The organism is Thermomonas hydrothermalis (genome assembly GCF_900129205.1).
GTDB lineage: Bacteria > Pseudomonadota > Gammaproteobacteria > Xanthomonadales > Xanthomonadaceae > Thermomonas > Thermomonas hydrothermalis.
In genome coordinates this window covers 16,071-29,519 of the sequence record NZ_FQUK01000030.1, presented here as the reverse complement: position 1 = coordinate 29,519, position 13,449 = coordinate 16,071, and the positions used below count along the sequence as shown (strand labels likewise).

Below are 13,449 nucleotides of genomic sequence, written 5' to 3'. Positions count from 1 at the left end.
GTCGGCTGACGCCCTTCAAGAAGCTCGGTGCCACCATCCGCGACCACCTCACCGGCATCCTGCGGCATTTCGACACCGGCCTGTCCAACGGCCAGGTCGAGGCCTTCAACGCCCAGATCCAGGCCGCCAAGGCCCGCGCCAAGGGCTATCGCACTGACGCCAACCTGATCGCCATCAGCTACCTGCTGTGCGCCAAGCTCAGGCATCTACCCCGTCACCCTTGGCTCCATGCTCCCCATCAGACATGAACCGTTTCCACTGGAATCGCGATTGAGCCCTTTCGAAGACGCTGGGAGCGGACAGGGCGCGCGCGATCATCGCCTATCTGCGTGGTGAGCCGAGTGCCGTGGCCGCCTCCTCGCCAGTCAACAGCAATGCATCTCTAGCGCTGGCCCGTCAGCGCCTGCAGCAGAGCGTTGCGGCCTACCGGTCGGGTGACCGGGGGCAGGCGTCGGCACTGGCCTTGTCCGCGTATCTCGACGGTGTCGAGCCTGTCGAGCCGCAGCTCGGATCGCGGGACCGCAAGCTTCTGCGACAGATCGAGTCCGCCATGGCAACCCTTCGCGCCAGGATCGGCGAGGGCGCACCGACCTCCGCCGTCGAAGCTCAGGCCGCAGCGGTCGGACAGCTGCTGGACCGCAGCGAGTCGGCGCTTGCCGACCGGAGCAATAGCACCACCGCAGCGTTCCTGGGCAGCTTCACCATCCTCTTGCGCGAAGGGGTTGAGGCGCTGTTGATCGTCATCGGCATGATCGCCTTCCTACGCAAGGCCGAGCGCAGGGATGTGCTGCCGTACGTGCATGCCGGATGGATCGGTGCGCTGCTGGCGGGCGGCGTAACGTGGGCTATCGCGACGTATGCAGTCAGCATCAGTGGCGCGGAGCGGGAGGCCACCGAAGGGCTGTCGGCACTGTTCGCGGCGATCGTCCTGCTCAGCGTCGGGATCTGGATGCACCAGAAGAGCATGGCCGGCCGCTGGCAGCAGTACCTGCAGGAAAAGATGTCCGCAGCGCTCACACGTCGTTCCGCGACCTTCCTGTTCGTGCTGTCGTTCGTCGCCGTGTACCGCGAGGTCTTCGAGACCATCCTGTTCTACGCCGCGATGTGGAACGAACAGGACAGCTCCGCGATCCTCGCCGGGCTGGGCTTGGGCCTGGCCGTCCTGGCCGTCATCGCATTCGCGCTGCTGCGACTGGGAACGCGCTTGCCGATCGGCCAGTTCTTCCGCTTCAGCTCGATCCTGATCGCCGTCCTTGCCGTGGTGCTTGTGGGCAAGGGCGTGGCGGCGCTGCAGGAAGCCGGCTGGATCAGCCAGGCCTTGGCTGCCGTGCCACAGATCGAGTGGCTGGGCCTTTACCCGACGTGGCAGTCGATCCTCGCCCAGCTCGCCGTCGCGGCGATCGCCGTCCTCGGCTTCGTCGCCAATGCGCGCGGCGCAACGGCTGTGCCTTCCGCGCACGAGCGCCCGAGAGGTAATGCATGAGTGCAGCACTTCGCCAGGTGGTGATTCGTTATGGGAGCTATCCCGTGGTCATGCTGCCGGCGGCAGTCGCGGCCGTGGCCGTGGCCAGCAGCGTCCTGCCCGAACTCCGTCCGTTTCTGGAACCCTACCGATGAGTGACTGCGGCTGCCACCACGAAGCGAAAAATGCTCAGGAGCGCAAGATCCTGACAATCGCGCTTGCCCTCAATGCGACGATGGCCGTCGTCGGCGGTATCGCAGGCTGGATCGGCCAGTCCACAGGCCTGCTCGCCGATGCGCTCGACATGCTGTCGGACGCCACGGCCTACGCCATCGGCCTGGTCGCCATCGGCCGCGCCGCGAGTTTCAAGGCCAATGCCGCCATGCTCAGCGGCGCTGCGCTGCTGCTCCTCGGTCTCGGCGTGCTGTTCGAGGTGGGGCGACGGGTGATCTACGGCGCCGAGCCGGCCAGCGGGTGGATGATCGGCACGGCCATCGTGTCGTTCATCGTGAACATGTCGGTCCTTCGGATGCTCGCTCCGCTCAAGTCCGGCGAGGTGCATCTCCGGGCCACATGGATATTCACGCGCGCGGACATCGTCGCCAACGTGGGCGTGGTCGCGGCGGGCGTGCTCGTGTTTTGGCTGCGTTCACCTATTCCTGATTACGTCATCGGCACCCTGATCGGGCTCTACGTTGTCAAGGAAGCCGGCGAGATCCTGGTGGAAGCGCGCCGCGCGCGTCGCGGCGTCCCCATGTCCGATGGGTCGGACTAGGTGCCTGGTAGAGCCTGCCGTCGACAAACGGTCGCTCCAGTACCCGGCGGGCGGCACTCAACCTTTCGAGATTGTGTTCAGCTTGATGATCGCCTAACCTATTCGCCGTGCTGAGCTGGAATCGCCATCGCTGGATACGCACGCTGCGCATGCTCGCGTTGGGGCTGCTCGTCCTCAGCATGATGGCTCGGCCCGTGCTCTTTGCGATCGGAGAGGCACACGAGCTGGCGCATGATCCTAGCGGTCGGCACGCCCACGTCATCGAAGCAGACAGACCGGCCGTGGACGCCGCGCCCGAAGAACGGTCTGTCGGACATGCTCTGCTTCATTTCGCGCACTGTTGCGCCCAGCTGTCGGTGGCCATGCCGGATGGGCTGTTCCTCCCCGCCGTAATGCCGCGCACTTCGCTCGCGGTGCGCCCCGAAGTGACGGCGCCCGGTGAGGGCGCTCGCGTCTCGCCGTTCCGACCTCCCATCGCGGGCTGACGAACGCGCCCGTCAGCGCGGCGCACCGCTGTTCGTCTCATCTTCCCTGGAGTTTCCCCATGCGATCATCGCGATTCGCGGCTACGGCCGCGTGCGTCGCAGCGATGCTGTTCTGCCTCTCCGCAGCCGCTGCCGACCGTTTGACCCTCGACGACGCGTTCCGCCGTGTCGAGCAGACCCATCCGGAACTCAGGCTCTTTGGCGGACGCCGGGATGTTCTGACGACCGAGCTGGAACGCGCGGCCTTCAAGCCGCCTCTGGTCGTTGGCATCGAAGCCCAGAACGTACTCGGCACCGGCGAGGCCAGCGGCCTGCAGGGCGCCGATATCACCTTGAGCCTGGCCTCTGTGCTGGAGCGGGGCGGCAAGCTCGACGCCCGCCGCGCGCTGGCGCAGAGCCGCATCGATGTACTTGCGGTGGAGCGTGAAGCCCGTCGCCTGGACCTGCTCGCCGAGGTGGCTCGCCGCTACCTGGCGGTCGTAGCGGCCGAGAAGCGCGCGGAGATCGCGCGCCTGGATATCGCGCAGCGGAAACGCGCGGTGGCCGGCGCTCGGCAACGCCTTCAGGCCGGGGCATCGCCGGAATCGGTCGTGCTGGCTGCAGAGGCCGCGCTCGCGCGTGCGGAACTCGATCAGGCGCGCGCGGTGCAGCAGGCACGGGCGGCCCGACAGCATCTGGCGACCCTCTGGGGCGAGCGCGCACCGAGCTTCGACGTCGTGCCCATCGACCCGTTGGCGCTGCCGAAGATCGCCTCGTTCGACGAGCTCGCCTCCTGGCTCGCCAAGACACCCGAGCTTGCCCGGTTCGCCGGCGAGCAGCGCATTCGAGAGGCTCGCCTCCAGCTCGCGCGAACCGCTGCCACTCCCGACCTGAACTGGCAGGTCGGCGTCCGGCGTTTGCAGGCGACCGACGACTTCGGGTTGGTCGGCAGCGTATCGATGCCGCTGGGCACCAACGTGAGGGCGCAGCCGGAAATTCGGGCTGCGGAAGCGGAGCTGGCACTGCTCGGCCTCGAGCGCGAGGTCAAGAGCCTGTCGCTGTATTCCACCCTCGCCGAAGCGCATGGACGGTTTCTCACCGCACAGCTCGAAGTGCGCCGCTTGGGGAGCGACGTGATCCCGAGGCTCTCGCGCGCCGAGGCGGCTGCCGAGCGCGCCTACCGCGCAGGCGCGGCGAGCTATCTGGAGTGGGCGCAGCTGCAAGCCGAGCGGACGGCCGCCCTCCGCGGCCAACTCGAAGCTGCACTCGAGGCCCACTCGGCACTGCTCGAGATCCAGCGCCTGACCGGGCAGCCGTTCGTTTCGGCCGGCCCGTCCATTGAACAAGGAGACACCCCGTGAAACTTCATTGGATTGCGGCCCTGTCGTTGGCCGCGCTGCTGGCAGCATGCAACGCGTCATCTCCGACGGGAGGCGAGGCGGGCGAGGAAGGTGAGGAGGGCGAGCACGGCGAGCTGCCGACGAGCACCAAGATCGGCACGCAGGCCGCTGCGGCGGCGGGCGTGCGCGTGAGCCCTGCCGGGCCGGGCGAGATCTCGGACGACCATGAAGTGCAGGGGCTCCTGACCCCGGTCGACGGAGCAATCGCGCGGGTCATGGCGCGCTTCCCCGGACTGGTGCGCGCGCTACACGCCAACGTCGGCGACCAGGTCCGCGCCGGCCAGCCGCTGGCGACGATCGAGAGCAACCTGAGCCTGACCACCTACACGGTCACTGCCCCCATCTCGGGTGTGGTGTTGTCCCGCGATGCATCGGTGGGGACTGTGGCAGGCGAGGGTGCGGCCCTGTACGAGATCGCGAATCTCTCGGACCTGTGGGTCGACCTGCATGTCTTCGGGCGCGACGCCCAGCACCTGCGCGTCGGCAGCCCGGTCATCGTGACGCGCATGAGCGATGGGGTCACCTCTGAGACCCAGATCGAACGGATCCTGCCCAGCACGGCGACAGCGAGTCAGAGCACGGTCGCCCGCGCGCGCCTGCGCAACCTGGACGGCCTCTGGCGTCCAGGGTCGGCAGTCAAGGCTCGCGTAATCGTGGACAAGGCGCGCGCCAATCTCGTCGTGCCACTCAGTGCACTGCAGACGTCCAACGGCGAGGAGGTCGTCTATGTGCAGAAGGGCGAGACCTACCACAGGCGACCGGTGAAAACGGGGCGGCGCGACGCCGACACCGTGGAGATCCTGGCCGGGTTGAAGCCCGGCGAGCAGGTCGTCGTCCAGCAGAGCTACCTGATCAAGGCGGACATCGAGAAGTCGACCGCCAAACATGACCACTGAGGCGGCCGCGACCATGCTCGAGAAAATCATCCGATTCGCGATCGCGCATCGGTGGCTGATGCTGCTCCTGACTCTCGCCCTCGTGGGGCTAGGCGTCTGGAGCTTCACGAAGCTGCCGATCGACGTCACTCCGGACGTGACCAACGTCCAGGTCCAGATCAACACGGAGGCACCGGGCTATTCGCCGCTCGAGGCCGAGCAGCGCGTCACCTTCCCGATCGAGACGGCGGTCGCCGGGCTCCCGGGCCTGGACTACACCCGCTCGATTTCGCGCTACGGGCTCTCGCAGGTGACCGTCGTGTTCAAGGATGGGACCGACATCTTCTTCGCGCGCCAGCAGGTGTCCGAGCGCCTGCAGCAGGCCCGGTCGCAACTGCCGCCCGGGCTGGAACCGATGATGGGCCCGATTGCCACCGGCATGGGCGAGATCTTCATGTACACGGTGAAAGCCGAGCCCGGCGCCCGCAAGAAGGATGGCTCACCCTATACGGCGACTGATCTTCGCACCCTGCAGGACTGGGTGATCCGCCCGCAGCTTCGCAACGTGCCGGGCGTGACCGAGGTCAACACCATCGGCGGCTACGAGCGGCAGATCCACATCACGCCGGATCCTGCCGTGCTGGTGTCGCTGGACTTCACGCTCGAGGACATCGTCACCGCGTTGGCCGCCAACAACCAGAACGTCGGCGCCGGGTACATCGAACGCAACGGTCAGCAGTTGCTCGTCCGTGTCCCTGGCCAAGTCGATGACCTCGAGGCGATCCGCAACATCGTGCTGGGCCGGCGCGAGGGCGTACCGATCCGCGTGCGCGACGTCGCGGCCGTCGGCGAAGGCAAGGAGCTGCGCACCGGTGCGGCGACCGAGAACGGCGAGGAGGTCGTCGTCGGCACCGTAGTGATGCTCGTGGGGGCCAACAGCCGGGACGTCTCGCAGGCCGCGGGCGCGAAGCTCGCGGCTATCAATGCCAGCCTCCCCAAGGGGGTGCGCGCCGAGCCCGTGTACGACCGGACCTCGCTCGTCGATCGCACGATCAAGACCGTCGCCAAGAACCTGGTCGAGGGCGCGCTGCTGGTGATCGTGGTGCTGTTCCTGCTGCTCGGCAACATCCGGGCTGCGCTCATCACCGCGGCGGTCATTCCTCTGGCGATGCTGTTCACCCTGACCGGTATGGTGCGTGTCGGAGTATCGGGCAACCTCATGAGCCTGGGCGCGCTCGACTTCGGCCTGATCGTCGACGGCGCGGTCATCATCATCGAGAACTGCCTCAAGCGCTTCGGCGAACTCCAGCAGCGCCTGGGCCGGACCATGACCGACGAGGAGCGCTTCGATGCGACGGCATCGGCCACCGCCGAGGTGATCCGCCCCAGCCTGTTCGGCGTGGGCATCATCACGGCCGTGTATTTCCCGATCTTCGCCCTCTCCGGAATCGAGGGGAAGATGTTCCATCCCATGGCCATCACGGTCGTCCTTGCACTGACCGGCGCGATCCTCCTCTCCCTCACCTTCGTGCCGGCGGCGATCGCGCTGTTCCTGGGCGGCCGCGTGGCGGAACACGAGAACAAGGTGATGGCCTGGTTCTCGCGGCGCTACGCGCCGCTGCTGTCCTGGACCCTGCGGCACCGGTGGCCGGTGATCGGCTCGGCGCTCGGGCTGGTCGTCCTGACCGGCCTGCTCACCACGCGCCTGGGCTCGGAGTTCATTCCCAATCTGGACGAGGGGGACCTGACGGTCCAGGCGGTGCGCATTCCGGGCACGAGCCTGACGCAGTCGCTCGAGATGCAGGAAAAGCTGGAGAAGGCCTTGGCGAAGGTGCCGGAGGTCAAGCGTGTATTCGGCAAGATCGGCACGGCCGAAGTGGCCAGCGACCCGATGCCTCCCTCGATCGCCGATACCTTCGTGATGCTCAAGGATCGCGACGACTGGCCTGATCCGGGCAAGCCCAAGGACCAGCTTGTCGCCGAGATCCAGGAGCTGCTGGAGACCATACCGGGCAACAACTACGAGGTGACGCAACCCATCCAGATGCGCACGAACGAGCTCATCTCGGGCGTTCGCGCGGACGTCGCAGTCAAGATCTACGGCGACAACCTCGACCAGCTCGTGCGCACGGCCGCGCAGGTGCAACAGGTGATGAGCCAGGTCGAGGGGGCGTCCGACGTCAAGACGGAGCAGGTGACCGGGCTGCCGCTGCTCACGGTCGAGCCGGACCGGCAGGCGCTGGCCAACTACGGCCTCAACCCGTCCGACGTGCAGGACACCGTCGCCACCGCGATCGGCGGCGAGGAGGCGGGCCAGCTGTTCGAGGGCGACCGCCGGTTCGACCTGGTGGTTCGTCTGCCGGAGGAGATGCGCCAGGATCCGGCCGCCCTGGGCGATCTGCCCATCGCGCTCGGGGATGGCGGCAGTCAGGCCGACGAATCGGGACGAGAGGCCACATGGCGCGGCGGCGAAGCGCGCACCGTCCCGTTGCGCGAGGTCGCGCGCGTGGAGTCGCAGCTCGGGCCGAACCAGATCAATCGCGAGAACGGCAAGCGGCGGATCGTGGTGACCGCGAACGTGCGGGGGCGCGACCTGGGTAGCTTCGTCCAGGACCTGCAATCGGCGGTCAACGCCAAGGTCCGACTGCCGGAAGGCTACTGGATCGACTACGGCGGCACGTTCGAACAGCTGGTCTCCGCAAGCCGCCGTCTGGCGGTCGTCGTGCCCGTTACGCTGGTCGTGATCTTCGGCCTGCTGTTCATGGCCTTCGGTTCGGCGAAGGATGCGTCGATCGTGTTCAGCGGCGTACCACTGGCCCTGACCGGCGGCGTGATCGCGCTCTGGCTACGCGGCATTCCGCTGTCGATCTCTGCCGGCGTCGGCTTCATCGCGCTTTCGGGTGTCGCGGTGCTCAACGGCTTGGTGATGATCGCCTTCATCAAGAAACTCCGCGAACAGGGCATTGCGCTCGACAAAGCCGTCTTCGAGGGCGCCCTCGGACGCCTGCGCCCGGTGCTCATGACTGCACTGGTCGCCTCGCTCGGGTTCGTGCCCATGGCCTTGAACGTGGGCGCGGGGTCCGAGGTCCAGCGGCCACTCGCGACCGTGGTCATCGGCGGAATCGTGTCGTCGACCCTGCTGACGCTGCTCGTGCTGCCCGTGCTGTACCGGTGGCTGCACAAGGAGAATGATGAGCCGATCGAGCCGCCGCATCCGGAACTGACCCATGCGACCTGATGCGCATGCGAACGGCCGGCGGATTTTTTCCGCTGGCCGGCGCGGCGTGCCCATCGGCTGGCTGATCACGGGGGCGGCCGTGTGGTTCACGGCCACCTCCGTGCCCCTGGTGTGGCGTGCCGCCTGGGCGACCGAAGCCCTGCACGAGCGCGCGGGCGCAGGAACGCTGGTCGCGTTCACGGCGGCGGTGTTCGCGTTCAATGCGATCCTGCTGGCGATCGTCGCCGGCCGTCTTTCTCCACGGCACACCGAGGTGCGGGAAGCGGCATTCCGTCGCGCGTTCGGCGTCCTCAGTCTGGTCCGAATGCGCGCGGAAACGCGTCAGGCCTCGTTAGCCCTGGCCGATGGATGCGCTCGTCTGGTGCCGAGATCTTCGAATTACACTGGTGGCGACCGTGTCAGGCGCGCGGCGATCCACCCGCCCGTTTGCGGGTCTCCAGTTGTGCGCGGTCGTTTCGCGTTTCCCTTTCGACCCACCGGCCACCGCGTCGAGAACCGAGGACATCGCCCATGACCGACCCGCTTCGCATCGACATTCCCCTCGTCCTCCCCGAGGTGACCGACGCAGCCGATCGCTGTGTCGGCCGGCTGCTCGCCGACCTGCAGGCGCGAGAGGGCGTTTCTAAGGCGCACGTCGTTGCGGCGACCGAGTTCACGCCCCCGCAGCTGTGCGTGCATTACGACCCGGCGGTGCTGACGCTGCCGCGGATCCGTCAGCTGGTGAGCGCGGCGGGTGCACAGGTGGCGGCGCAGTTCGGGCATGCGACCTGGCAGGTTGGCATGCCGCACGCCCGACGGGCGCGCACCCTCACCGAGCACCTGCGGTCGATCCCGGGGGTGTTGGATGGCGCGGTCAGCGCGAGCGGCGTGGCGCGCGTGGAGTTCGATCGAACCGTCAGCTCGGAGCAGGCCATCCGCGCGGAACTCGAGCGCCTTGCAGGCGCGACTGGCGTGGCAGCTACGACCGCAGGGGGTCGGGGCGCCGGGATCGATGAGTCGGCGCATGGCGGGCGCGGCACGCGGGATGGGCACTCCGATCAAGCGGCGCCCGATGAACGCGACCAGCACGGCAAGGGCGACGAGCACGGCCATTCCCACGGCGACGGCGGCTTCTGGTCGGGGACGGAGTTGCGCTTCGCGCTGGCGTGCGGCGTGCTACTGCTGATCGGGTTCCTGCTCGAGCGCTTCGCGACGGTGCCGACGTGGATCCCGCTCGCCGCCTACGTCGGTGCCTATGGGTTCGGCGGCTGGTTCACGGCGCGCGAGGCGCTCGACAACCTGCGAATGAAGCGGTTCGAGATCGACACCCTCATGCTCGTTGCAGCGGGGGGCGCGGCCGCGCTCGGTGAGTGGGCGGAGGGCGCCCTCCTGCTGTTTCTCTTCAGCTTCGGGCATGCCCTCGAGCATTACGCCATGGGGCGCGCGAAGCGGGCGATCGAGGCGCTGGCCGAACTCGCGCCGCGGACCGCGACCGTGCGGCGTGGCGGGGCCTTGGTCGACATCCCCGTGGAGGAGCTCGCGCTCGGCGACGTCGTGGTCGTCAAGCCCAATTCCCGCCTGCCGGCCGACGGCTTCATCATCGCCGGCGACAGCAGCATCGACCAGGCGCCGGTGACCGGGGAGAGCATTCCGGTCGACAAGCGTGCAGTCCCCGACCCGGCAGCGGCCCGCGCCAATCCGGACGGCATCGATGCCGCGCACCGCGTCTTTGCGGGCACGATCAACGGAAGCGGCGTCATCGAGATCGAGGTCACGCGCAAGTCCAGCGACAGCGTGCTGTCGAAGGTGGTCCGAATGGTCAGCGAGGCGGAGACGGAGAAGTCGCCGACGCAACGCTTCACCGACCGCTTCGAGCGCGTCTTCGTGCCGGCGGTGCTCGTGCTGGCGGTGCTGTTGCTGTTCGCCTGGGTGGTGGTGGACGAACCGTTCCGGGACAGCTTCTATCGCGCGATGGCCGTGCTGGTGGCGGCCAGCCCGTGCGCTTTGGCGATCGCGACGCCCAGCGCCGTGCTGTCCGGCATCGCCCGCGCAGCGCGCGGCGGCGTGCTGGTGAAAGGCGGGGGACCGCTGGAGAACCTCGGATCCGTGTCGGCCATTGCGTTCGACAAGACCGGCACGCTGACCGAGGGGAAGCCTCGCATCACCGATGTGGTCCCAGCCAGCGGCGTGGACCCCGCCGAGCTACTCCGCGTGGCGGTAGCGGTCGAGAGCCTCAGCGATCATCCGCTGGCTCGCGCGATCGCGACCGACGGGCGCGCGCGCCTCGGCGGCGCCGACGTGCCCCCGGCCACCGACCTCGAAAACCTCATTGGCCGCGGCGTCAAAGCGCAACTCGCGGGCGAAACGGTCTACATCGGCAAGGCCGAGATGTTCGGCACGGATGGGATCGCGCCGCTGTCGGACGAGATGGCCGCCGCGATTGCCGCGCTTCGGGAGCAGGGGCGCACCAGCATGGTCGTGCGTCGCGGCCGCGACGACCTCGGCGCGATCGGCCTCATGGATACGCCCCGCGAAGCAGCCAGGGCGGCGCTCGCTCGGCTCAAGGCGATGGGCATCCGGCGGATGATCATGATCTCCGGCGACCATCAGAAGGTGGCCGAGGCCATCGCCCGGGAGGTCGGGCTGGATGAGGCCTGGGGCGATCTGATGCCACAGGACAAGGTCGAGGCGATCAAGAAGCTGAGGGCCGAACAGAAGGTGGCTATGGTCGGCGACGGCGTCAACGATGCGCCCGCCATGGCTAGCGCGACCGTGGGCGTGGTGATGGGCGCCGCCGGGTCCGACGTGGCGATGGAGACCGCCGACGTCGCACTGATGGCCGATGACCTGTCGAACCTGCCGTTCGCGGTCGGGCTCAGCCGGAAGACCCGCGCGATCATCCTGCAGAACGTGTACGTGAGCCTCGGCATCGTCGCCGTTCTCGTTCCCGCCACGATCTTCGGATTGGGCATCGGGCCCGCGGTAGCGGTGCACGAGGGCTCCACGCTGCTGGTCGTGTTCAATGCGCTGCGGTTGCTTGCCTATCGGGAGGCCGCTCGATGAGCCGGCGAGGCGGATACGTGCCGCACTCGGCCCTTCGAATGGCGTCGGGCCGGCGAGCCTGCCCGCACGGCTGCCCGATGAACCGGGCGGTGTCATGAACATGCCCACCGACCTCACGGCTGCACTGGCGGCGGAGTTCGCTATGCCCGGCGCTTCGGTCATGCTGGTCAGCAGCCTTCGACTGCTGCTGGCGGCGGTGCTCGGCGGCGCCATCGGGTACGAGCGCGAGAAGAAGGAGCGATCGGCAGGGCTGAAGACTCACATCCTGGTGTCCGTTGGTTCGGCGCTGTTCGTGATGGCGCCGCTCTACGCAGGCGTTTCGCAGGCCGACAACACGCGGGTCGTCCAGGGCGTGGTGTCGGGTATCGGTTTCCTCGGCGCCGGCGCGATCCTCAAGCTGCAGCGGGACATGCGTGTCGAAGGGCTGACCACCGCGGCGAGCATCTGGCTCACCTCGGCGATCGGCGTCGCTGCCGGGCTCGGCAATGCGCTCCTGGCGATCATCGCCACGGGCGTGGCTCTGTTCGTGACCGCCGTGATTCCGCGCCTGGTCCCCGATGGCGGCCGGAAGTGAGTGCGGTGGACAGGCGACAAGCGACGTGACGGAGGAAGCGATCCATGGGTAAGGCATGTTGCGGGCCCGGGCCCGACGTCGAACGCCTGCAGGCGGAGCAGCGGCGGGCGCTCAAGATCGTGCTCGCGATCAATGCATCTACCTTCGCGATGATGCTGGTCGCGTCGCTGGCGAGCGGATCGGTGTCCCTGTTGTCGGGTGGGCTGGACAACCTGGGCGATGCGCTGACGTACGGCGCAAGCCTCGCTGTCGTCGGCCGCCCGGCCCCCTGGAAGGCGCGAGTCAGCCTGCTCAAGGCGGCGTTGATCCTCGCTGCGGCAATGGGCGTCGCCGTCCAGCTCGCCATCCGCATCGGCGAGCCCTCGGCCCCGGCACTGGACACGATGTCCGTGGCGGCCGTACTGAACCTGGCGGCGAACGTCTATTGCCTGCGACTGCTCACACCCTTCCGGCATGGCGACATCAACATGGCGTCGTCCTGGGAGTGCTCCCGCAACGACGTGATGGAAGGCGTCGCCGTTCTGCTGACGGCGGGCGCGGTCTGGCTGACCGGCTCCGGATGGGCGGACATCGTGGTCGCCGCCGCGCTGCTGGTGCTGTTCCTCAGGTCCGCCATGCGCGTGACGCGCGATGCGTGGGCGGAACTGCGGCGTGCCTGACCGGCCGGAGGCGAACGGAAGCGGTGCCGGCGGACCGGGCCGCGCGCGGGGCGCTCCGGACGAAGCGAAGGACGTGCCTGCGCTGCGAAGCGGCCTGATCTCTCTTCACAACAATGTGAGCGCTGTATGGACACCCGAAAAGTTCGGTCCGCGATGGTCTGGCTGCTGCTCTCGGCGGCCGTGATCGCAATCGACCAAGGGAGCAAGGCCTGGGTACTGACGCACCTGCCCGAATACACTCCGGTTCCCGTCATCGACGGCCTGTGGAACTGGTACCGCTCGTACAACACGGGCGCGGCCTTCAGCCTTCTGAGCGACGCCGGCGGGTGGCAGCAGGTGTTCTTCAGCGTGTTGGCGATGGTGGTTTCCGTCGCTCTCGGCATCGCCCTGAAGCGACTGCCGCGCGCCGACTGGCGGCAGGCTGCGCCATATGCGCTCATCATCGGTGGCGCGCTGGGCAATGCCGCCGACCGGATCGCGCGCGGACACGTCGTGGACTTCATTCAGTGGCATTGGAAGGACTACTACTGGCCGTCGTTCAACCTGGGCGACGTGGCCATCGTGGTCGGCGTGGTGGGGCTCGTCCTTTCAGAGGGCGTGTCCGCGCGACGCCAGCGGTCACCGGGCGCGCGGCGCGCGGGTCGGTGACGATGCGAGCGAGCGTTGGTAAGCGAGGGCGACGCGCGAGTAGCCCCACGCGCCGACGCCGCGCGACCCGCATGGCGGCACGGCGGCGCCAGAAGCGGCAGGTACGCGCAGACGCCGCGCCGCGCTGGGGTACGCCATCGCTCACGAGCCATCTAAGCGCTTGATACAGAACGATAAAACAGCGTTTGTGCACTGTTTTTACACGTATCTCGGCTGACCCCCGGCCGTAGGACTTGTCCTATTGACGCTCCCGTCCAGAGACCACGCTGCTCGTTCAAAAAAATCTCGGGCAAGCCCTTGATCTAGCAGACA

Annotated in this window: 13 protein-coding genes; all 13 read left to right on the top strand. The window is 67.9% G+C overall.

Features of this window, described 5'->3' with window-relative positions; all coding sequences use genetic code 11:
• Nucleotides 1–248, top strand: a 248-nt coding sequence (locus BUA29_RS08950) for a transposase (protein WP_143148868.1), incomplete at its 5' end; no start/stop codon positions are given.
• Nucleotides 249–346: 98 nt separating this feature from the next.
• Nucleotides 347–1,483, top strand: coding sequence for an FTR1 family iron permease (locus tag BUA29_RS08945; protein WP_072756238.1), 1,137 nt, complete (start codon nt 347–349; stop codon nt 1,481–1,483).
• Nucleotides 1,480–1,617, top strand: coding sequence for a hypothetical protein (locus tag BUA29_RS12230; RefSeq protein WP_178137913.1), 138 nt, complete (start codon nt 1,480–1,482; stop codon nt 1,615–1,617). Before BUA29_RS08945 ends, BUA29_RS12230 begins: the two co-directional genes overlap by 4 nt.
• On the top strand, nt 1,614–2,237 hold the full coding sequence (locus tag BUA29_RS08940; protein ID WP_072756237.1) for a cation efflux transmembrane domain-containing protein: 624 nt from the start codon (nt 1,614–1,616) through the stop codon (nt 2,235–2,237). The genes BUA29_RS12230 and BUA29_RS08940 overlap by 4 nt, the downstream gene beginning before the upstream one ends.
• 107 nt (nt 2,238–2,344) lie before the next feature.
• Nucleotides 2,345–2,722 (top strand): hypothetical protein, encoded by a 378-nt coding sequence (locus BUA29_RS08935; protein WP_143148867.1) that lies wholly within the window; start codon nt 2,345–2,347, stop codon nt 2,720–2,722.
• Nucleotides 2,723–2,781: 59 nt separating this feature from the next.
• Nucleotides 2,782–4,062 (top strand): TolC family protein, encoded by a 1,281-nt coding sequence (locus BUA29_RS08930; protein WP_072756235.1) that lies wholly within the window; start codon nt 2,782–2,784, stop codon nt 4,060–4,062.
• The gene (locus BUA29_RS08925) at nt 4,059–4,997 is read left to right on the top strand and encodes an efflux RND transporter periplasmic adaptor subunit (protein ID WP_072756234.1); all 939 of its coding nucleotides are present in this window, start codon (nt 4,059–4,061) and stop codon (nt 4,995–4,997) included. Before BUA29_RS08930 ends, BUA29_RS08925 begins: the two co-directional genes overlap by 4 nt.
• Nucleotides 4,998–5,010: 13 nt before the next feature.
• Nucleotides 5,011–8,214 carry an efflux RND transporter permease subunit gene (locus BUA29_RS08920; RefSeq protein ID WP_072756241.1) on the top strand — a complete coding sequence of 1,068 codons (3,204 nt, stop codon included), beginning with the start codon at nt 5,011–5,013 and terminating at the stop codon, nt 8,212–8,214.
• Entirely contained in the window at nt 8,204–8,728 is a 525-nt protein-coding gene (locus tag BUA29_RS08915) for a hypothetical protein (RefSeq protein WP_072756233.1), read from the top strand. The genes BUA29_RS08920 and BUA29_RS08915 overlap by 11 nt, the downstream gene beginning before the upstream one ends.
• Entirely contained in the window at nt 8,725–11,256 is a 2,532-nt protein-coding gene (locus tag BUA29_RS08910) for a heavy metal translocating P-type ATPase (protein WP_072756232.1), read from the top strand. Before BUA29_RS08915 ends, BUA29_RS08910 begins: the two co-directional genes overlap by 4 nt.
• Nucleotides 11,257–11,350: 94 nt before the next feature.
• Nucleotides 11,351–11,830 (top strand): MgtC/SapB family protein, encoded by a 480-nt coding sequence (locus BUA29_RS08905; protein WP_218587175.1) that lies wholly within the window; start codon nt 11,351–11,353, stop codon nt 11,828–11,830.
• A gap of 44 nt (nt 11,831–11,874) precedes the next feature.
• Entirely contained in the window at nt 11,875–12,489 is a 615-nt protein-coding gene (locus tag BUA29_RS08900) for a cation efflux transmembrane domain-containing protein (RefSeq protein ID WP_072756231.1), read from the top strand.
• Between the two features lie 126 nt (nt 12,490–12,615).
• A complete protein-coding gene (gene lspA, locus BUA29_RS08895; RefSeq protein ID WP_072756230.1) occupies nt 12,616–13,137 on the top strand; it encodes a signal peptidase II in 522 nt (173 codons plus the stop codon).
• Nucleotides 13,138–13,449: the final 312 nt, after the last annotated feature.

Coding starts and splice junctions, on each gene's coding strand:
- BUA29_RS08900 (WP_072756231.1), top strand. CDS start 11,875: ATGGGTAAGGCATGTTGCGGGCCCGGGCCCGACGTCGAACGCCTGCAG.
- BUA29_RS08940 (WP_072756237.1), top strand. CDS start 1,614: ATGAGTGACTGCGGCTGCCACCACGAAGCGAAAAATGCTCAGGAGCGC.
- BUA29_RS08905 (WP_218587175.1), top strand. CDS start 11,351: ATGAACATGCCCACCGACCTCACGGCTGCACTGGCGGCGGAGTTCGCT.
- BUA29_RS08930 (WP_072756235.1), top strand. CDS start 2,782: ATGCGATCATCGCGATTCGCGGCTACGGCCGCGTGCGTCGCAGCGATG.
- BUA29_RS08920 (WP_072756241.1), top strand. CDS start 5,011: ATGCTCGAGAAAATCATCCGATTCGCGATCGCGCATCGGTGGCTGATG.
- BUA29_RS08910 (WP_072756232.1), top strand. CDS start 8,725: ATGACCGACCCGCTTCGCATCGACATTCCCCTCGTCCTCCCCGAGGTG.
- lspA (WP_072756230.1), top strand. CDS start 12,616: ATGGACACCCGAAAAGTTCGGTCCGCGATGGTCTGGCTGCTGCTCTCG.
- BUA29_RS08915 (WP_072756233.1), top strand. CDS start 8,204: ATGCGACCTGATGCGCATGCGAACGGCCGGCGGATTTTTTCCGCTGGC.
- BUA29_RS12230 (WP_178137913.1), top strand. CDS start 1,480: ATGAGTGCAGCACTTCGCCAGGTGGTGATTCGTTATGGGAGCTATCCC.